Here is a 21,693-nt window from a genome sequence, read left to right on the forward strand (position 1 = left end):
GCCATCGATTAGGAGTGTCGAAATGATTGAACTATCCGTTCCTGGAAAACTATTTATTGCTGGTGAATACGCCGTTGTCGAACCTGGTCATCCTGCAATCATCGTTGCCGTTGACCAATTTATCACGGTCACTGTTGAAGAGGCCCGTAAAAACGGCAGCATCCAGTCTGCCCAATACAGCGACCTGCCAATTCGCTGGACGCGTCGCAAAGGCGAATTAGTCTTAGACCACCGGGATAACCCGTTCCACTATATTTTGGCAGCCATTCGTCTGACGGAAAAATATGCCCAAGAAAAAGGCATCCCCCTTTCCTTTTACGATTTAAAAGTGACCAGTGAACTGGATAACTCGAATGGTCGCAAATACGGCCTCGGTTCCAGCGGTGCCGTGACTGTTGCCACGGTCAAAGCATTGAATCTGTACTATCAAATGGAAATGGATCGGTTGACCCAATTCAAAATTGCGGCTCTTGCCCATCTCGCTGTTCAAGGCAATGGGTCGTGCGGTGATATTGCGGCCTCTTGTTATGGCGGCTGGATCGCTTTTTCAACCTTCGATCACGACTGGGTCTTAGCCAAACAAAAAGACCATACCTTAACAGAATTGATCGCTTTCGATTGGCCAGGATTATCGATCCGTCCCTTGACGGTTCCGAAATCTCTTCGACTATTGATTGGCTGGACAGGCTCTCCAGCCTCTACTTCTGATTTAGTGGATCAAGTCTATCAATCCAAAGAAGAAAAAGAAAACGCCTATGCGGCCTTTTTAGCAGCCAGCAAAGACTGCGTCAATCGATTGATCGACGGCTTCTTAAATGAAGACAGTCGCACGATCAAAAAAATGATCACGGAAAATCGAAAGCTCCTGCGGGAGTTGTCCGCACTGACTGGTGTGCCGATTGAAACTCCAGCACTTAAAAAGCTTTGTGATCTAGCAGAAAATTATTGTGGTGCAGCCAAATCTTCCGGTGCCGGCGGCGGCGATTGCGGTATCGTGATCGTTGACCAAAAAACCGGTATTTTACCATTGATGAGTGCGTGGGAAAAAGCCGAGATCACCCCCTTGCCGCTGCATGTTTACCATTACCGGGAGGACCTATCATGAATCGAAAAGATGAACATGTTTCCTTAGCAAAAGCGTTCCATAAAGAACACAGCAACGATTTTGATGCAGTTCGCTTGGTTCACCAGTCGTTTCCACAAATTGACGTGGCTGATGTGTCAATTGCGACGACTGTCTTTGACCGCTCATTTTCCAGCCCTTTTTTCATCAATGCCATGACCGGCGGCAGTGAAAAAACCTTAAAAATCAACCAAGAGTTAGCAGAGATCGCACAAGCCTGTGAGTTGATGATGGCAACCGGCTCTGTTTCGGCTGCCTTAAAAGACCCAAGTGTCGCCGACTCTTTCCGCATCGTCCGTAAAGCCAATCCTGACGGCTTCTTATTAGCCAATATTGGTGCGGGCAGTCCCGTTGAAAATGCACAACGGGCAGTAGAACTGTTTGGCGCCGACGCCTTGCAGATCCATCTTAATGCACCACAAGAATTAGTGATGCCCGAAGGCGATCGTCAATTTAGCCAATGGCTGTCCTTATTGGAAAAAACGATTGCTTCCGTTGCCGTTCCGATTGTCGTCAAAGAGGTCGGCTTTGGGATGTCCCGTGAAACGATTCAGCAGTTACTGGCGATCGGCGTACAAACCATTGATGTTGCTGGCAGCGGCGGCACAAGTTTTACTCAAATCGAAAATGCTCGCCGGAAAAAACGTGAATTGGCGTATCTAGATACCTTCGGCCAATCCACCGTGATTTCCTTGCTGGAAGCAAACGAGATCCAACAACCCTTTACCCGCATCGCTTCAGGCGGGGTTCGGGATGCTTACGATATCTTCAAAGCACTTTGCCTTGGTGCCGATAGCGTAGGACTATCCGCCACGATCCTCGTGCTGCTTTTGTCAAAAGGCAAAGAAGAAACGATCGCCACCTTGCAATCATGGAAGGAACAGCTACAGCTGCTCTACACTATGGCAGGACAGACAAGTACCAAAGACCTCACCAAGGTCCAGCTGATTTTTTCTGGCGCTGTCAAAGAATGGTGTGAAGCACGTCAAATTCCCTTAGCAAAGTATAGTTTGCGTTAAGCGATCCAATCGCTGACTACCTCATCGAACAAGCAAAAGCAGTACAATTCGTTTTTTATTGTACTGCTTTTTTTGTGTTCTTTTTTCTATAATAGTAAGTTTCCATTTATCATTTGGATAGTAATGTTATTTAATCGCTACTTGATAATCACTTTCATTATCAGGTACGTTGTTTTTTTACCATCTTGGTTTCGAATGTGCTATGCTCAAGTTGAGGGAGGACCAATCGATTGTTTCTTGAGAAAAGGATCGGTTTTTCATTCCTAGACTACATTCAAAAGGAGGCGTTTCTTATGAGTAAATCAGAATCGTCGGCTGTTTTTTCAACGATCACTTGTTTGCTATTGATGGCTACTGGCTTTCTTATGGCATCTTTTTCTATCCCTTATAGCTTTGTCCCCTACTTGTTAGCGATACTTGCCGGGGGTTGGAAACAAACCTGGGAAGGCACGCAAGAATTGGTGCACGACAAACGATTGAACGTCGATCTACTGATGGCATTAGCCGCCATTGGTGCCTGTATCATTGGTCATTGGTTTGAAGGGGCGATGCTAACCTTTATCTTTTGTTTGAGCGGTGCCCTTGAGGAATATACGACCAACAAAAGTACGCGAGAAATTAGTTCATTAATGGCACTGCAACCAACGACTGCCTTAAAAATGATTGAATCTGGGGAGCTCGTCGAAGTACCAGTCGAAGCCCTTCAGTTAAAAGATACGATTATGGTGGCAAAAGGCAGTGCGATCCCAATCGACGGTATCGTGATCCAAGGAACCAGCAGTGTTGATGAGGCGGCTATCAGTGGCGAATCCATTCCTGTCGAGAAACGTTTAGGCAGTGAAGTCTTTGGCGGAACCATCAACCTCGGACAGCCATTGTACATTGAAGTTACTCAAACGAGTGAAAACACCCGCTTTGCAAAAATCATTCAATTGGTGGAAGAAGCACAGCAAATGCCAAGTCAAACGGCGACCCTGATTGAAAAAATCGAACGGATCTATGTGCCGATCGTCTTGATCGCCGTCCCACTAATGATCGTTTTGTGTACGTTTTTCACGAATTGGGGGTTCCAAGAAAGTTTTTATCGTGGCATGGTCTTACTGGTGGTGGCATCTCCTTGTGCCTTAGTTGCCTCTGCTACTCCTGCGACGTTAGCAGCCATTTCTCACGCTGCTCGTTTGGGCGTTTTATGCAAAGGCGGACAAGCCTTGGATGCCTTTGCCAATGTCAAAGCGATCGCTTTTGACAAAACCGGAACGCTGACTCGCGGCAAACCTGCTGTCACTGATGTTCATCTGTTGCTGGATGAACCGTTTATCCCCCAACTGATCGTCGGGATGGAAAAACAATCAAATCACCCATTGGCTGAAGCGATTCTAGCGTATTTTCATGATGAAAAACCATTGGAATTAGCAGTGGAAGAACAAGCGGGCGTCGGTCTAGCCACCACTTACCAAGCTGCCCATTGGACGATTGGAAAAGAAGTCGATCTAACCTCTGTAGCTGTCAGTGAGCAAACCCGCATCCAAGAATTAAAAGCAGCCGGAAAAACCTTGATTTACATCAATCGTGACCGTGTATTAGCAGGGTATTTAGCACTATTGGATCAGCCCCGTCCTGAAGCTCGTGAAAGTCTTGCCTACTTCAATAAGCAAGGAATTCACGCGACGATGCTGACGGGTGATCATTTAGGTACTGCCAAAGTGATCGCCGCAGAAATCGGCTTGTCTGACTACGAAAGTGATTGCCTGCCTGATGAGAAAACCACTCGGATCAAAGAAATGAAAGAAACCTACCAAATCAATGCGATGGTCGGTGATGGGATCAATGATGCCCCCGCCTTAGCGACCGCAAGTGTAGGAATCGCGATGGGCGAAGGAACTGACGTCTCAATGGATGTGGCGGACATCGTCTTGATGAAAAATGATTTGCTGCGTTTGGTCGACAGTCACCGTTTGGCTAAGAAATTACAGCGGATTATCAAACAAAACATCGTCTTTTCTATCAGTGTCATCTTGTTGCTGATCGCTTCAAACTTCCTTGAATTTCTCACGCTACCTCTAGGGGTCGTGGGTCATGAAGGAAGCACGATCTTAGTTATCTTAAACGGGTTGCGTATGCTTTTGCCATTACACAAAGAAACACCCCAGCAAGCCAAACCAACCCACAAAGATTGCGATGATTGTGTCTTGTATCAACAGTCTTTGCATACGTGACCACTATTTGCACTAGCAAAGACGCCCATTGTTGGCACTTCACTAGAAGTCCAACAATGGGCGTTTTTACTGTATTTTTTCTACTTATACTTGATTGGCAAGTTGCTCCGTGTAGAGTTTGCCATCGTACATCTTAAAGAATGGATAATAGCAGAGAATGGAAACCCCTAAGTTAATCAAAGCGATCAGGATGGCTCGGAAATCACCGCCGGTTCCTAAAAACGCCCCAATTCCGACTGGTGAAATCCAGGGAATTCCCGTAATGACTTTATCGACAAAGCCAAACGAGCTAGCAAAGTAAGCAATCGTCACGTTGATCAAAGGGGTTACGACAAAGGGGATGATCAAATACGGATTGTAGACGATCGGTGCCCCGAAGATCACTGGTTCATTGATGTTAAAAAGCCCCGGTAAGATCGCTGCTTTTCCTAAGACTTTGAGTTGTTGCGATTTTGCCACAAACAGCATCAATAAAACCAATCCAAGCGTACTTCCTGCGCCGCCCATAAAAATATACATGTTCACGAAATCCCCAGCAAAAATATTATTGGCACCATCGATATTTTCGGTTAGAGCCACCAACAGGATGGGATTGATGAAACTATTTTTAATAACTGCCGTCCCATGAACCCCCACTGCCCATAAGAGGTGGATAAGGAGCATAATCACGATGATCCCTAACCAAGAACCCGTCAACTCTTTCACGAATTCAAAGGGTTTGGACAGCAATCCGTGAAGATCCGTGTGGAAAACCGCCAGTACTCCATTGATCACGACCATCAAAAAGGCAATCAAAATCGCTGGAATCAATGACGCAAATGCTTTGCTGACTCCATCAGGAACCCCTTCAGGCATCTGGATGGTGATCTTTCTTTTTACACAAAAACGATAGACTGACGTAGCAAGCACTGCGGTGATGATTCCAATAAAGATGCCTACCCCGCTAAAGCGTGTGATCCAACCGCCTATGGCGATCCCATTGTAAACAATGGCAGTTTCGCTTTCTGACTGCAGCAATTGTGCAGTACCATCTGTGATATCGACTTGAATGATCGTCATTAAAAAGGCAAACAAACTTAATAACGCTCCTACAAAACTGCTCATAGTCAAATGCTCTTCTTTATGATAAATCTCAGTTAAATAATACCCTGTTGCTAAACAATAAAAAACAGCAATCGAACCGACAGACATGGTAGTTACGACACTATAAAGCGGCGAAAATCGTAAAATCGTTTGTTCGAAAAAGCTAGCCAGTGGCGGAATGATTTGTGGTAAATTATTAATGATCAAAAAAATCGATCCGACGATCGTAAAAGGGACCGTAATGATCCCTGCTTGCATGATTGCGCGAATAAAGCGTAAATTCGCCAACTTATTCAAAGGCGGCATCAAACGCGTTTCTAAAAAGGTAAAAACACTTGTCATCGTTACTCCTCCAACGAAGGGATCGCCCCTTCTTCAATCAGCTTTTGATACCAATAAAAGCTGTCTTTTCTCACTCGTTTTTGTTCTTTTTCCTCTGCATCATTGCGATCCACGTAAATAAAACCATACCGTTTTCGAATCCCTTCATGCACACTAATCAAATCAATGGCAGACCACGGGCTATATCCGATCAGATCCACCCCAGCATTGATCGCGGCTAAGCATTGATTGATATGCTGCGACAAATAATCGATTCGGTACGGATCATGAACCGTGCCATCTGCTTCTAGATGGTCTTCGGCCCCTAAGCCGTTTTCAGTAATGATGATCGGCAAGTGGTAACGATCATAAAGTGTTTGCAACGTCGTTTTCAGTCCCAAGGGATCGATGGTCCAATTGAAGGCATTTTTCTTCAAGAACGTATTGGTGAACCCTTTGTAAAAACCACGCTCCATAATGTCTTCACTTTGCTGATCGCTGATACCGTTTTTCATATCCCCGGCTTCCGTCGGCTGCTCCACTGTCACTGTGGTGTAGAAGTTCATCGCGACAAAGTCAGGCAGCGCCCGTTTCATCAACGCCTCATCCTCCGGACCAAAGTCAATCGTGAGGCCGTTTTGGTTCAAATAATCTTGAAAGACCGTGTTGTAACGACCGAAGCAGGCAAAATCAAGGTAAGCCCAGTTCCGGACACTGTTGAAGTACAACGCTGCTTGGTTGTCTTCTGGTCGACTAGTCGCCGCATAGACCAACGAAATATTCGGGACCGGTCCGATTTTGCCATTTGGAACGATTTCATGACACGCTTCGAAGGCATATTTTTCAGCGATCATCAGGTGATGAAATTGCTGGTATTTTTCTGATAATGGAATCTTTTTCCCTAATATTTTTTGATCCACCAGCAGCATGATATTTGGTTCATTGATCGTCAGCCAGTGCGTCACTCGATCCCCATAGGCTGTAAACAGCGTTTTGGCGTATGCGGCAAATGCCTCAACGGTGCTGCGTTTTGTCCAGCCGCCTTCGTCTTCCAATGCTTGCGGCAAGTCAAAATGGTTCAACGTTACAAAGGGCTGAATGCCGTGTTTCAGCAATTCATCAATGACATCGCTGTAATGATCCAATCCTTTTTGATTAATAGTACCGCGCCCTTCTGGAAAAATTCGCGACCAAGCGATCGAAAAGCGGAAAATTTTGATCCCCATTTCTGCTAACAAGGCGATATCCTCTTTGTACTGGTGGTAATGGTCGACAGCCACAGTAAAATCCGCGATCTTGTGGTTGTCTCTTGGACGAGTATCTTGGACACTCAGACCCTTGCCGTCGGTTTGATACGCCCCTTCGGTTTGGTGAGCGGAAATCGATGCTCCCCATAAAAAATCAGTTGGAAATGTTTGTTTCATATCGTACTCCTTATCCTAAATAAGATGCGTTTAACATCTTAGAATTATTGCTTGCATGGCAAAGACAATATTCTGAATTATCTCTTATTTTTCGCGGTAACGCAAAAAATAACTCCTGTCAAGTAAGACCCTTTTGAAGATGTGCTACTTAGACAAAAAAAAAGCAAAGTCCAGTTTCCTAGACTTTGCTTATGATTTAGAAGTAGCAGCTTATTTTTGCTCAGCTTTATCTTCGTTCAATAGTGCTTTTCTTGAAAGGTTCACACGGCCTTGTTTGTCGATTTCTGTGACCTTCACTAAGATTTCGTCGCCTTCTTTGACAACGTCTTCTACTTTGTTGACCCGTTCGTTCGCAAGTTGTGAAATGTGAACTAAGCCGTCTTTGCCTTTGATCAAGTTGACAAACGCACCGAATTTTTCAACACGGACAACTTTCCCAAGGTACACTTCGCCAACTTTTACTTCTTTCGTCAATTCTTCAATGATCTTGATAGCTTTTTGGATCATTTCTGCATCAGCAGAAGCAATCGAAACTTTTCCGTCTTGATCAATATCGATTTTCACGCCAGTTTCATCAATGATGCCATTGATGGTGTCGCCGCCTTTACCGATTACATCTTTGATCTTCGCAGGATCGATTTGGATCATTTCGATCTTCGGTGCGTATTGGCTTAACTCTTCACGAGGAGCAGCCAATGTTGATGTCAATTCATTTAAGATTTCCATCCGTGCTTTTTTCGCTTGATCTAATGCTTCTGTCAAGATTTGTTCAGTGATTCCTTGAATCTTGATATCCATTTGTAACGCAGTGATCCCATCTTTGGTTCCAGCAACTTTAAAGTCCATATCGCCAAGGTGATCTTCTAAGCCTTGGATATCAGTTAAGATCGTGTAGTTTTCACCATCAGATACAAGTCCCATTGCGATACCTGCAACTGGTGCTTTGATTGGTACCCCTGCATCCATCAATGCTAAAGTTCCAGCACAAATACTTGCTTGAGAAGAAGAACCATTTGATTCTAATACTTCTGCAACGAGACGGATTGTGTAAGGGAAGTCTGTTTCATCAGGAATCACTTGTGCTAAGGCACGTTCGCCTAATGCACCATGACCGATTTCACGACGTCCTGGTGAGCCGGCACGACCAGTCGAACCAACAGAAAATTGAGGGAAGTTGTAATGGTGGATGAACCGTTTTGATTCTTCAACCCCTAATCCATCAATGATTTGGTGTTCGCCTAAAGGTGCTAATGTACAAGCAGACAATGCTTGGGTTTGTCCCCGAGTAAATAGACCAGAACCATGAACACGTGGCAATAAGCCAACTTCTGATGCCAATGGACGGATTTCGTCTAATTGACGGCCATCCGGACGAATCTTGTCGATGGTGATCAGTTCGCGAACCACATCTTTTTCAAGATCTTCCGCGATTTGTTTCACTTCTTTCAAGAATTGTGCTTCCTCTTCATGTCCAGCAAATTTTTCTGCATACACTTCTTTCACTGTGTCTTTGACTTTATCGATCTCGTCTTCACGAGCCAATTTTTCTTCCGTCATAACAGCAGTTTTCATTGTTTGGTAGTAGCCGTCGAAGATTTCTTTTTTCAAGTCAGCATCTACTTGTAACAATTTGACTTCCATTTTTGGTTTGCCCACAGCTGCGACAACTTCTTCTTGGAAGGCAACCAATTCTTTGATAGCATCAAAACCGAATAATAACGCACCTAACATGTCTTCTTCAGAAACTTCCTTTGCTCCTGATTCAACCATGTTGATGGCTTTTTTCGTTCCAGCTACTGTCAATTCGATATCAGTTTGTTCTGCTTGTTCTACTGTTGGATTCAAGACATACTCGCCATTGACCCGACCAACATCAACACCAGCGATCGGTCCGTCAAACGGGATATCTGAAATAGACAATGCTAAAGAAGAACCTAACATTGCCGCCATTGCTGGCGTACAATCTTGTTCAACACTCATTACGATGTTTGTTACTTGTACTTCGTTACGGAAACCTTCCGCAAACATTGGACGGATCGGACGGTCAATCAAGCGGGCGGTCAAGGTTGCTTCCGTACTTGGGCGTCCTTCACGTTTGATAAAGCCACCAGGTACTTTCCCTACGGCATACATTTTTTCTTCGTAATTGATTGTTAATGGGAAAAAGTCGGTATCTTTTGCTTCCTTAGATGCAACCGCTGCACTTAGGACAACCGTATCGCCATAACGAACCAATACAGCTCCGTTTGCTTGTTTGGCTAATTGGCCAACTTCTACTTCTAATGGGCGGCCGCCCCAAGTTGTTTTGAATACTTGTTTTTCTGTCATGTTCTGCTCCTTTTCATCGGATCCCAGCAAGTCACTACTAAACAAATGAAAAAATCGGAATGTCGTTCCGCTGCTTTCATTTGGTTAGTAGGATGCTGCTTACAAGGACCCAAAATTCTTTTTAGCTACGCTTTTTGATTCACCAGTCAAAAGGCCGCTCTTTCGGTGTTTCACTTTTTAGATGGCTCGAGATCACCTGTCAGACTGCATCAGCTGTTTTAGCCGACAATGCCGTCGCAGTGATTCCGCTGCTTGGTCACTACGCTCGCTGCTCTCGCCTAGTAGGTTTCATCATCTGCTCTGTGCGGCTTGCGCCGCCCAGTCGCAGTGATTCATAGCAAAAAAGTGAGATTCGGGTTGAACCTCACTTTTCTTTGTTTGATTAACGACGTAATCCTAAAGCTTGGATTAATTCGCGGTAACGTTGTACGTCTTTTTGACGTAGGTAAGCTAATAAGTTACGACGATGTCCAACTTTTTTCATCAACCCACGGTATGAATGGTGGTCTTTTTTGTGCATACGTGCATGTTCGTTCAAATGGTTGATTTCTTCTGTTAAAACAGCGATTTGAACTTCTGGAGAACCAGTATCTCCTTCATGACGTGCAAATTTGTTGATGATTTCGTTTTTGCGTTCTTTTGAAATTGCCATGTTTTTCACCTCTTTTTCTTTTTCCCCTGCGACTGAGTAAAACGTTGGTGATTCGTTAAACCAAGTAACAGGTACTGTGCTTTTCACACGTAATTACTTTACTTGATTCTAAGTAAAAAAGCAAGTTTATCTACCTATTCTTTTCGTTTCTTTTGAAAGCTCCTCCAAAACTTATGTTATACTTAGGATACTATTCTATCTAAAGGAAGTGTAAGGATGAGCGTTCTTTCCCGAATCGAGAGCATGAAAAATGAATTATCGCTTTCTGAGAAGAAACTCTTCGCATTCATGGAGGCCAATCCTGAAAAAGTGCCGTCGATGACTGCGAGTCAATTAGCAGAAGCCACTGGGATCAGTGCGCCGACTGTCGTACGCTTTGCGAAAAAAACCGGCTTTGCTAGTTTGACAGATTTAAAAATACAATTATCTGCGGAATCCGGCTTGCGCCAAAATGCCAATGAAAACTTGGGCTATGCCGATGTTGAATTAAATGAGCCCTTTCATGCCATCACATCTAAATTAAGCCACAATGCACAGGTGACTATGAATGAGACGGCCCAATTGTTAGAAGAACAGCTGATGTTGGCTGCCGCTGAACTGATCGCGACTCGTGAGCGCATCTTTGTCTGCGGGATCGGCGCTTCCTCATTGATCGCACAAGATATCCAACAAAAATGGACCCGTTTAGGCAAGATCGTCGTGTTTGAAAATGACTACAATCTCTTGTTGCCGCAACTCGTCAAAAACGAGAAAAAAAGTCTCCTCTGGGTCATTTCCAACAGTGGACACACGCCTGAGATGGTTCACTTAGCAGAAATCGTTAAAAATCTTGGCGTCCCGATTCTGTCACTCACCCGCTTTGGCAGTAATCCGTTAACAAAGTTGGCGGATGTTCCCCTGCAAGTGTCCCGTTCCAAAGAAGCCAACCAACGTAGTGCTGCTACGAATTCGATTATCGCCCACCTATTGGCGGTCGATGTCCTTTTCTATGTCTTTTTAAGTAAGAATGAAAAGCTGGCACGCAATATCTATGCCTCACGCCAAGCCATCGCTGATTTTCGTGAGAAGTATTTATAAAATACTCATAGCCAAAGAAGTCCGCAGGTAAGTTTTCCTGCGGTATTTTTCTTCTAAGGACACTTTGATCAATCAAGGGCATTCTTGGCAGCTACTTCTGCCAACCAAAAACTGGACGCTTTGGGATAACGCTTGAAGTCATTTTTCAAATCCACTCGATAAAACCCATAACGGTTTTTATATGCGTTCAACCAGCTCCAGCAATCCATAAAGGTCCACATATGGTAACCGAAACAAGGAGACCCGTCTTCGATTGCATGATGCAGCTGACGTAAATGGTCTTCAACAAAGGCGATCCGATACGTATCATTGACCTGCCCCATGGCGCCCATGAACCGTTCTTCCTCAGATACCCCCATGCCATTTTCGGAAACAAACCATGGCATGTTTTGATAGTCGTTCTTTAGACGCATCGCAATATCGTAAATCCCTTCTGGATAGATTTCCCAGCCGCGATGAGGATTGATTTTTTTCTCTGGCCAATCGTACCCACGAAATAACTGGCGCGGCTCAAAGGATCCGAATGCTGCTTTCTGCGGAAGTGGTGCCTGGATCCGCAACGGTTGATAATAATTGCAACCAATAAAATCTACGGTATTTTCACGAAAAATTTCCGCATCTGTTGCTTCATATTCAGGGGACAAGTGATGCTCCTTGAATAAGCTCGTTAGTTTTTCAGGAAATTGTCCATAAACGACACAGTCCAAAAAACTGCGAATATACAAGAGATCTGCCCATTCAGCAGCTTCTCGATCAGCTGCCTCTTGGCTTTTTGGGTAAACAGGTGACAGATTCAAGATGATGCTGATTTCTCCCTCAGGTAGTGCGATTTTACGAAACTCGGCAACTGCCTTCGCATGGGCTAACAAGGTATGATAACCCACTTGGATCGCCCGCTTGAAATCACGCACTTGCGGCCAATGAGCATCTCCATAATACCCACATTCAATATGCACCAACGGTTCATTAAAGGTCGCCCATTTTTTCACTAGATCGCCGAATTGTTCAAAAGCAGTTTTTGCATAAAATGCAAAATGGTCCACGGATTCCCGCGCCTCCCAGCCTCCTTTTTCCATCAGCCACCAAGGCATGTCAAAATGAAACAAATTAATGATCGGTTCGATGCCTTGGTCCAGCATTTCCTGAAAATATGCCCGATAAAACCGGACTGCTGTCTGATTCAATGTTTTTCCATCTGGTAATAAGCGGGTCCATGCAATAGATGTCCGATAGGAATTCAAGTTCATGGCCTTCATGTTTGCTACGTCTTCCCGGTATTGATAGTAGGTATTTGAGGTGTCGCTTGGTCCGACACCATCGTAAAAGCGTGACGGCTCCAACTCAAACCATTTGTCCCATGTAGAGGGACTTTTGCCGTCAACCGCCGCGGCCCCCTCGGTTTGCGGTGCTGACGCGGCCGCTCCCCATAAAAAGTTTTTTGGAAATTGAATCATTCTTTTGCTCCTTTCTGAATTATCTGCCACGTGCGGTCAGGGTTGGATCGTTGAAATGCAAACTGATACCGCTGCGCAGCTGCCTCGATTTCTAAACAAAATGATGTTGTTTCTTCCAGAGAAATTGCCAGCTGCTGCAATGATGCTTCACCGATCACGAGTTGAAAAGCTGCTTGTCCTTGTCTAGGCACCCATACTTTTTGAAAGCCGCATAGGACTTTTTTCCTCGGCACATATGCTTTTGTATACTCTTTTAGATAGCATTGGACCACTTCTTTACCAGACACAGTAGAATGATTTTCAAGTGTGCCACTGACGCGAATGGTTCCCCCTGCATATTCAGACGAAACCGAGCTGCAAATAAAAGAGGCATAACTAAGACCATGACCAAAAGCATATACTGGTGCGCCTTTTTGATCGAGGTAGTCTTTTTGAAACGCTGTGTTGCGATAATTATAACAGACAGGCAACTGTCCAACCGTATCAGGAATAGAAACTGCTAATTTTCCACTAGGTACCGTTTCACCAAAAAGGATCCGAGCAATCGCTTCCCCTCCATATTGTCCGGGATAGCCAGCGTAAAGCAACCCATCGAACAAGTCTTGCAAAGGTGCTAAGCAATGCGGTCGACCGGAAATCACGATCCCAATCAGCGGCTTTTTACTCTTCTTCAACGCAAACAGTAAATCCAACTGGCATTGCGGCAAATCGAGGGTAGCCAAGTCGATGTTTTCTCCACTGGTCATTTCCTGAGATCCCCTTAAGGCGGCACCGTTTTTGTCAAAATCCGTTGTGAAATCACGGGCACTGGAGCCGCCGATCGTCACTAAGATGACATCCGCTGTTTCTGCAATCTGACAGGCTTGCCTTCGTTGAGCCAGTGTGCCACTAGAGATTTCGCAGCCTTTCTCGTAGAAGAAGTCAGCTTGATGCGTACTTAAACTGGTCAAACCTTCCCAAAGGGTCGTACATGTTGTTTCTTCCTTGAATGGCGTATAATCCCCCAGCTGATGATAGAGCTGTTTAACGTGAGGACCGATGACGGCAATCTTTTGTCGCGTTTTCTTCAAAGGCAAAATGCCATTGTTCTCTAGTAAAACAATCGATTCCTCCGCCAATTTCAAGGCAACTTGTTGCGCCTTTTCTTTACGGGGCAATGAAACATGGGGCGTTGCTTCTTTAAACAAGCCAAGTTTTTCTTTCAAAAGAAGCACACGGCGGACTGCATTATCGATCGCCGTTTCCGCAATCAGCCCCTCAAGGACAGCTTCTTCTAACACTGGGAAAACTTCATCCCATAAACTAACATCCACACCGCTGGTCAAGGATTTGGCGGCCGCTTGCGGGCGGCTTCCCAGCCAGTCAGCAATCCGATCCAGCCCACACCCATCGGCCATCACAATTCCCGTAAAGCCACTTTCTTCTCGTAAAACCTCTTGTAGCAAATAAGCATTGGCATGGCATGGGATACCATCTAGATCATTGTATGCAGCCATACACCCCAAAGCCCCGGCAGCAATCCCTGCTTTCATTGGTGGCAGATGGATCTCGCGGAATTCCCGATCACCGATTGCCACTGGCCCTGCATTGTGTCCCCCCATTCCTGCACCTTGGGCAGCAAAGTGCTTCAACACCGCTAAAACGTTCTGTTTTTCAATCGTTGCTTTTGATCCTTGTAACCCTCTGACGGCTGCTTTGGTAAAGCTACTGGTCAAAAACGGATCTTCACTGAAACATTCTTCTGTTCGCCCCCAACGAGGATCTCTAGCAATGTCCAATGCGGAAACCAAGCCGACATGGGCCCCTTTTGCCCGAATCTCTTGAGCAGTGATGGTTTGGGCCGCTTGATACAGCTCTGGATTCCAACTAGAACCAACACTAAAATTGACCGGAAACGTCGTCGCTTCCAAACCTTGGTGACCGTGAGGACACTCTTCACTGAGAAGGGCCGGAATCCCCAGCCGAGTGTGCTCCTGCAAATAAGTTTGAATCATAAGGGATAGCTCATAGGACTCCGTGGTCGTCAGGCCGGTTTGCTGATTTCTACCTGACCAAGGATCAGCCCGAAACACGCCGTAGATCCAGCCAAGACTGCCAAAACGAGCTACTTCTTTTTTAAAGGTTTCAGTTAAAATAATTTTTCCATTGTTTTTTTCGTAAACTTCCCAACCATACAGACGCTGATTCAGCTGGCCGATTTTTTCTTTCAATGTCATTTGCCGTAAAAGTGTCTCAATCATATGCTTCTCCATTTCTATTTAGTCTTCTAAATAAAGCATGATGGTCTGGATCTCAAAAGGCTGGAAATGGATTGTGATGCTTTGGGCATCCAGCGGCTCGACCGGCAGTTCAGCGACGGTTTCTTCCAAAAGATTCGTCAAAACCGCTTTTTTGATTCTTTTCTGGCAGCGCATTTGACAGGCGGTGGTTTGATTGTGATATTCATACAACCGCACGATCAGTGCCTCTTCATCTTCGGCTTTTTTCACCGTATCCAGTAAGACATTCTTTTGGTCGACTGCTAGAAAAGCTTCTGCTGATAGTTGTGGCACACTTGGAACGGTTAGAACGGGAACATTCAATGCCAAAGCTTCTTCCATCGTTTGCGCGTCTTGCCAAGTTCCTTCGTGGGCGTACAAGGAATAGGTAAACTCATGAAGGCCTTGATCCGCTTCAGGATACGGATCAATCGGTGATTTAATCAAAGAAAGCCCGATTTTTTGATAATCCGTATTGAACCCATATTTCGAATCCGTCAAAATACTAACCCCATAATTCCCTTCTGAGAGATCTACCCATTTTTGTCCACAGCTCTCAAAACGCGCTTGGTCCCATGACGTGTTTTGATGCACAGGCCGTTTTACCTGCCCGAATTGAATATCAAACGTTGCTTCCAATGTGTTAACATCAATCGGCAGCAATGCCTTTAACAGCAGTTGATGCTGGTGCCAATCAACCGCTGTTTCAAAATCGATTCTTCCCGTGCCATGGTAAAAATGCAGCCATTGCGTAATAAAAGAATCTTCAAACTGACGTTTGATCTTCAAGGTATCGCGAATCTCCCCTTGCTCAACAACCTCAGCTGAGAGAACTTGCTTCACAGGATAAGGCTTCTTCTGGTAATAAATATCAATGTCCCACGCATCATAATCCATTGGCAGATCTTCGTAAGCCACTAACTGATTCAACCGCTCTCCTTTTGGCACGATTTCTCGCTGCTGCCGTTTGTCAAATAAAGAGATGATGTCAAAGTGTTTGTCAAAAATCACTTTAAAATCAACCGTTTCAAACGATTCCTCCAGCCGCATTGCCACTTGCTTTGATTGAGGCATAGCTGAGACAGGGGTCAGTGTTTTGCAGCTCAATCCAGCCATGGCGGGAATTTTGACTAAGAGCCGGTCATCATAGGTCCGCTGAGTCAGGTAAGCTTCTTTGATCCCTGTCTGATCGTCTAAATAGACCAGACCCGTCCGCTCTTGTCCCAGCGGATTAAAGACATGCCATGAATTAGCTTCGGCTGCTTGCGCCGCTGGAATCAAAGCTTCGATCAGCTTGCAACCTTTATCAAAGAGCTGTTGATACTCTTGATCCGTCTGATCATAAACTTCTTTGATTGAGCTTCCCGGTAGAATGTCATGGAATTGATTAAATAGCAGCTGTTTCCAAAGTTGTTCTAATTCAGCTTGCGGATAACGATTGATTGCACAAATACTATAAAGTTTTTCAATCGTCTGTAAGAAAAATTCTCCTTGGCGATTGGCCTTCTTGTTTTTGCCAATCGAAGTCAGTGTTCCACGATGGTATTCAAAGTACAATTCGCCGTACCAGACCGGGCCAGGTTCTTCCATAAAAGAATCTGCCAGTCGATCAAAAAAGCCCCCCACATGATTGCCAGTAATCGTCGGCATATCTGGCAGTGTCTTTTGCAGCCGTTTCTGGACTTCTAGCATCTCTTTCGTCGGGCCTCCGCCACCGTCACCGTACCCATAGGCAATCAAAATTTCGTCGTGCTGATCTTTTTGCTGATAACGTTCAAAACTCCCCTTAATCGTATACGGATCTAGCAATCCATTATACGTCGTATAATAATCTCTTGGACTGTATCCTTCACTGATGGTGGTAATAAAATGCGTCAAAACGCGGCTGCCATCAATTCCTTGCCAATAGAAGGAATCATAAGGAATTTGATTGAACTGGTTCCATGACAGCTTCGTCGTCATAAAGTAGGGCGTATTTGTTTTGCGTAAAATTTGCGGCAAGGCGGCTGAATAACCAAAGACATCCGGTAGCCATAAGATGCGGCTATCGACTTGAAATTCCTCTTTCATAAACCGTTTGCCATAAAGGATCTGACGAACCAGCGATTCCCCTGAAGTCAAATTGCAATCGGCTTCCACCCACATCGCCCCGTCAACTTCCCATCTTCCTTCTCGAACTTTTTCTTTGATTGCAGCGTAAAGTTCAGGATAATGTGTTTTCATGGAGAGATACAGTTGTGGTTGGCTTTGAAAAAACGTGTAATCTGGATACTCCTCCATCAATTTCAAGACCGTCTGGAAACTGCGCTCACCTTTTTCAATTGCTTGCTGTGCCGTCCAAAGCCACGCCAGATCGATGTGGGTATGGCCGACAGCCGTCACTTTTTGTTTTGGTGTATGCGCTGGTAAGTAACATGACGCAAGCAGCTGCTTTGCTTTTGCGAGACTTTCATAGAATGCCGCTGAGTAGGGCGTACGAAAATCCAAGACATTGGCGACTTGACCAAGGACTTGTTGATAAAATGCTTCGTCACCGCCAAACGCACGAATGGCACGCCAACTATCAAACAGCGTATAAAAATCAAACCAGAGTTCATTGACGACAGGATCCAATGCCAATAAGTTGATATGCAGTGGGAATGGTTTATCGGAACGGCCCGAGAACAGATCAATCTTCAGTTTGACTGCTTTTTGTTGATATCCTTCAGTCAAAGTGACCTCTCGATGATTGACATCGATAGCTTGGACATAGGTATCGTCCAAATAAATTTTGATTTGGGGATTGGTGGTGTTGTCCCACTCTGAGAGGCTTGAATAGACTTGTAAGACACAAGGATTCCCTACCCAATCAGCGGGAACTTGAAAGCTGCCTTTCAACTGATAATAGGTGTTTTTTTCTCCGAAATAACTCCCTTGTTCATACGGTACCCAATCCTCTTGCTTAAAAAAAAGCAGGTCTATTGGCTGTTGATAGCGTACACGGTACTGTTTTAATTTGTAGAAAATTTTTCGGATGCGTTCAAACTCGTAAGGCTGCATAACTCTCATTTTTCTTTTGACTCCTCTATCTATTTTTTGAAAAAAAACGGGTGGAGATTTATTGTCTCGACCCGTTTCCCTTATCGTATGATATTAGTTTGCTTTCCAGCGGTCATAGGCCGTTTGATAGACTTCGACATATTCGTCAATGCCCATTGCTTCGATCGTTTTCACATAATCGTCCCAATTGTCTAATGGCTCGACACCTGTGATAAACTTCGCTTCCATTTGTTCTACATAAGTTGTCAAATCAGTGGCAGTGGCTGCTACTTTGTCATTTTCTTCAATCGTTAAATACAGTAGCGGGAATGGTACTTCAGCGATGTCTTCCATCTTTTCTGCCGTTTCTTGTGCAACCCAATCACTAAAACGAGTATCTGGTTCTTCATCAGCCGTTTTGCGGATATGGTATTCACCTGTTGTATCAATGACAATGTTTGGTGTAGTCAATCCATACGCCGGCGTGATTTTGCCGCGTTCGTCTTCCGTGTTATCTGTATCAATGCCATCCACATAAACCCGGACTTTTTCGCCATCCGCATTTTCTTGGTACTCCCAAAGAACACCTTCTGGCCCTTGTTCAATATATTTTGTACCTTCTTCCGAATAGAAGTAATCCACCCAACGCATGGAAGCTTCTGGGGAAGGATTGACATTGGTCAATGCAAAAGTTCCGCGGGAGATTCGTGGACTGCCAGGAATCTTGGCTTCTGGTGCCCATTCAGAGGTCAACGGTTGGAACATCGGATCGTTCATTGCCTCTGCCTCACTACGACCAGTAGTAAAGAAGCTGAAATAGTCGGCAAAAAGCCCTAGTTGATTGTTTTCACCCTTCGCTTTTTTCTGCTCATCGGACTGTCCATAAACTTCTTTATCCAGTAATCCTTCATCGTACAGTGTATTCATGTATTCCAAGAATGCTTTGTAGTTTTCTGATGTCGGTGTGTAGGAGACCACATCATCGTCCACTTGAATCCCGCGAGTCCGTAAGCCAAAGGCGGCCATCAACCAAACACGTGTCGAGTTCATATCGACATCCGTCAATGGAATCTCGTCTGCTTGACCATTTCCGTTAGGATCTTCGTCTTTGAAACGCGTCAACAATTCTTGCAGTTCCTCTGTGGTTTTCGGCAGTTCTGATACGCCTAAATTATCTAGCCACGTGCCGTTGTACCACATCGGGCCTTGCCACCAGATTGAAGTCGCATTCCGCGAGATCATCGGTAAGGAGTAAATGTGCCCATCTGGCGTGGTGATCGATTTTAAAATAGAAGGATCTTCTTGCGTCAGTGCATAAAGATTTGGCATGATTTCTGGCGTGATATACTCCTCTAAGGGAAGTAAAATCCCTTGTGAACCGTAATCGATCTCCATCGAAGCAGTCAGTGCTTGCGAACCAGCACCGTAAACGATATCCGGCAAGTCGCCGGAAGCAAAGGCTAAGTTCAGTTTCGTACTAAAGTCAGCCGATGGCGGTGTCGTATAAGTCAGTTTGATACCGGTTTTTTCTTGGTAATCCTGTAACGTCGGCATGTCTTCCCACTCGGCCATTCCCACGCCTGGTGCCATGATATTCAAGGTCAGCTCTTCGCCTTCTTTGATGATTGGAAATTGGCTGTCATGATTGATAGCAACCTCTTTCTTTTCTCCAGTTCCCTCATCTGAAGAATTGCCGCAGGCACCCAAGACGAGGGTACTGCATAAAGCGACCCCCGCCATTCCTAAAAGTTTCTTTTTTAATCCCATTTTCTTCCTCCTTTGATTTTTTTATCCTTTAATTGAACCGACCATCATGCCCTTGACAAAATACTTTTGTAAGAACGGATAGACGATGATTACCGGTAGCGAGGAAACGATCATGACACCGTACTTGATGACTTGAGCGAGTTGCTGTTTGCTGTATAGCATGTTCGCCATTTCTGAAGTCACATTGCTGACGGTATTTGAAGACATATCTTGAAGAATCAAAATTTCTCTTAAAATCATCTGCAGCGGGTACATCGATCGATCAGAAAGATAGATCAATGCGTTAAAGAAGCTGTTCCAATGTCCGACGCCATAGAACAAAGCCATTACCGCAATGATCGGCGTTGATAATGGTAAAACGATCTGCATGAATAGCCGAAAATCGGAACAACCATCCACAATCGCTGCTTCTTCCATCTCTCGCGGAATTGTGGATTGAAAAAACGTTCGTGTAACAACCACATTGTAAACTGAGACGGCCCCTGGAATCACCAATGCCCAAACGGTATTCAGCATGCCTAAGCTGCGAATCAGCAAATAGCTGGGAATCAAGCCACCAGACAGGAACATGGTAACCAGCATAAAATTGGTGAAGGCCCGTCGCCCATAAAAATCCTCTCGCGATAACGCATAGGCACAAGGCAAAGTTACCAATAGATTGATCGATGTTCCTAACACTGTATAGTAGATCGTGTTCAAATAGCCACGCCAGATACTGCTGTTGCCCAATAATGTTCGATAGCCTTCGAAGGTGATTCCTTTTGGTAAAAGCCACATTTCACCTGAGTTTACCAGATGCGGATTTGAGATCGAAGCGCTGACGATATAGATCAGCGGATACAAAACGATCAGCAATGAAATTGCTAAAAACACATAAACAAAGATCAAAAAGATTTTATCAGCACGGGTATCTTTTATTAAAGAAGTTGTTTTCACTTTTGGTCCTCCCTCCTACAATAGACTAGAATTGCTTAAACGTTTGGCAATATGATTGACTACGATCAACAAGACTGAATTGATCAGTGAGTTAAATAGGCCGACTGCCGCAGCAAAACTGTACTGCGCATCTAACAGCCCTTGCTGGTATACAAAGGTCGCAATCACATTCGAGGATTGCATATTCAAAGGATTCTGCATCAAGATGATTTTTTCAAACCCAACTGACATCAAGCTGCCGAAGCTCATGATCAATAAGATCACCATCGTGGGCATGATCGTTGGAATATTGATATACCAAACGCGTTGCAGACGAGAAGCGCCATCGATCGTTGCCGCTTCGTGCAGTTGCGTATCGACTCCAGATAGAGCTGCCAGATAAATCACCGACCCCCATCCCGTTCCTTGCCAAACCCCCGACAGGACATAAATCGTTTTAAACCAACGGGGATTGGTCATAAAGCTGATCCGCTCGAAACCCAAAAATTCTAATAGGTGATTGATGATCCCTGTTGAGGGAGATAAGAAAGCAATGACCATACCAACCATGACCACCACAGCAATAAAGTTTGGGGCATAGGTGACTGTTTGGGTAATCTTTTTGAACGGGCCGTCTTTGATCTCATTCAAAGCCAATGCCAGGATGATCGGTAGCGGAAAACCGACAACCAATGAATAGATACTGATTCCTAAAGTATTTTTGATGAGTTCCCAAAAATAATAGGAATCGAAGAAACGTTGAAAATGTTTAAATCCAACCCAAGGACTGCCCAAAATCCCTAATGATGGCATATAATCCTTGAATGCAATAATGATTCCATACATCGGTCCATAAGAGAAAATCAAAATAATCAAAAATGCTGGTAACACAAACAAGTACAATTGCCGATTTTTCTTGATCTTCATTTTTATATCTTGTTTCTTTGTTTTAGGTACTGAAACGGTTTGTCTGATTGGCGCTGTTTCCATTCTTCCTCCTCCTTGCTTGGTGTTAGCCTTATCATGAATTGTATTCGC

At 44.7% G+C, this 21,693-nt stretch carries 14 protein-coding genes; 4 read left to right on the plus strand and 10 right to left on the minus strand.

Features of this window, described 5'->3' with window-relative positions; translation table 11 throughout:
- Positions 1 to 22 precede the first annotated feature (22 nt).
- The 3 genes from CO692_RS05120 to CO692_RS05130 all read left to right on the plus strand — a co-directional run bounded on the left by CO692_RS05120 (position 23) and on the right by CO692_RS05130 (position 4,358).
- Positions 23 to 1,105, plus strand: coding sequence for a phosphomevalonate kinase (locus CO692_RS05120; protein ID WP_016609860.1), 1,083 nt, complete (start codon positions 23 to 25; stop codon positions 1,103 to 1,105).
- Positions 1,102 to 2,142: a type 2 isopentenyl-diphosphate Delta-isomerase gene (gene fni / locus CO692_RS05125; RefSeq protein ID WP_096741741.1), complete on the plus strand. Its 1,041-nt coding sequence runs from the start codon at positions 1,102 to 1,104 to the stop codon at positions 2,140 to 2,142. Before CO692_RS05120 ends, fni begins: the two co-directional genes overlap by 4 nt.
- A gap of 293 nt (positions 2,143 to 2,435) precedes the next feature.
- A complete protein-coding gene (locus tag CO692_RS05130) occupies positions 2,436 to 4,358 on the plus strand; it encodes a heavy metal translocating P-type ATPase (RefSeq protein ID WP_096741742.1) in 1,923 nt (640 codons plus the stop codon).
- 84 nt (positions 4,359 to 4,442) lie between these two features.
- Here CO692_RS05130 and celB read toward each other — a convergent pair whose 3' ends face one another.
- From celB to rpsO, 4 genes are all read right to left on the minus strand, one after another.
- Positions 4,443 to 5,783 carry a PTS cellobiose transporter subunit IIC gene (gene celB, locus CO692_RS05135; protein WP_096741743.1) on the minus strand — a complete coding sequence of 447 codons (1,341 nt, stop codon included), beginning with the start codon at positions 5,781 to 5,783 and terminating at the stop codon, positions 4,443 to 4,445.
- 2 nt (positions 5,784 to 5,785) lie between these two features.
- A complete protein-coding gene (locus CO692_RS05140; RefSeq protein ID WP_096741744.1) occupies positions 5,786 to 7,186 on the minus strand; it encodes a glycoside hydrolase family 1 protein in 1,401 nt (466 codons plus the stop codon).
- A 210-nt stretch (positions 7,187 to 7,396) separates the two neighbouring features.
- A complete protein-coding gene (gene pnp / locus CO692_RS05145) occupies positions 7,397 to 9,514 on the minus strand; it encodes a polyribonucleotide nucleotidyltransferase (protein WP_077452226.1) in 2,118 nt (705 codons plus the stop codon).
- A gap of 382 nt (positions 9,515 to 9,896) precedes the next feature.
- Positions 9,897 to 10,166 (minus strand): 30S ribosomal protein S15, encoded by a 270-nt coding sequence (rpsO, locus tag CO692_RS05150; protein ID WP_005228072.1) that lies wholly within the window; start codon positions 10,164 to 10,166, stop codon positions 9,897 to 9,899.
- Between the two features lie 216 nt (positions 10,167 to 10,382).
- Here rpsO and CO692_RS05155 point away from each other — a divergent pair, with 216 nt between their 5' ends.
- Complete coding sequence (locus CO692_RS05155; RefSeq protein WP_008379484.1) at positions 10,383 to 11,243, plus strand: MurR/RpiR family transcriptional regulator; 861 nt, start codon at positions 10,383 to 10,385, stop codon at positions 11,241 to 11,243.
- Positions 11,244 to 11,311: 68 nt separating this feature from the next.
- Here CO692_RS05155 and CO692_RS05160 read toward each other — a convergent pair whose 3' ends face one another.
- The 6 genes from CO692_RS05160 to CO692_RS05185 form a co-directional block, all read right to left on the minus strand.
- Positions 11,312 to 12,697, minus strand: a complete 1,386-nt coding sequence (locus CO692_RS05160) for a glycoside hydrolase family 1 protein (protein ID WP_096741745.1) — start codon at positions 12,695 to 12,697, stop codon at positions 11,312 to 11,314.
- Positions 12,694 to 14,949 (minus strand): glycoside hydrolase family 3 N-terminal domain-containing protein, encoded by a 2,256-nt coding sequence (locus tag CO692_RS05165; protein ID WP_096741746.1) that lies wholly within the window; start codon positions 14,947 to 14,949, stop codon positions 12,694 to 12,696. The genes CO692_RS05160 and CO692_RS05165 overlap by 4 nt, the downstream gene beginning before the upstream one ends.
- 6 nt (positions 14,950 to 14,955) lie before the next feature.
- Complete coding sequence (locus CO692_RS05170; RefSeq protein ID WP_096741747.1) at positions 14,956 to 18,003, minus strand: alpha-mannosidase; 3,048 nt, start codon at positions 18,001 to 18,003, stop codon at positions 14,956 to 14,958.
- Between the two features lie 84 nt (positions 18,004 to 18,087).
- The gene (locus CO692_RS05175; RefSeq protein ID WP_061053315.1) at positions 18,088 to 19,740 is read right to left on the minus strand and encodes an extracellular solute-binding protein; all 1,653 of its coding nucleotides are present in this window, start codon (positions 19,738 to 19,740) and stop codon (positions 18,088 to 18,090) included.
- Between the two features lie 21 nt (positions 19,741 to 19,761).
- Positions 19,762 to 20,676 (minus strand): carbohydrate ABC transporter permease, encoded by a 915-nt coding sequence (locus CO692_RS05180; RefSeq protein WP_008379474.1) that lies wholly within the window; start codon positions 20,674 to 20,676, stop codon positions 19,762 to 19,764.
- Positions 20,677 to 20,691: 15 nt separating this feature from the next.
- Positions 20,692 to 21,645 carry an ABC transporter permease gene (locus CO692_RS05185; protein WP_008379472.1) on the minus strand — a complete coding sequence of 318 codons (954 nt, stop codon included), beginning with the start codon at positions 21,643 to 21,645 and terminating at the stop codon, positions 20,692 to 20,694.
- Positions 21,646 to 21,693 lie beyond the last annotated feature (48 nt).

It is taken from the genome of Enterococcus sp. FDAARGOS_375, from assembly GCF_002393265.1.
Classification (GTDB): Bacteria; Bacillota; Bacilli; order Lactobacillales; family Enterococcaceae; genus Enterococcus_D; species Enterococcus_D innesii.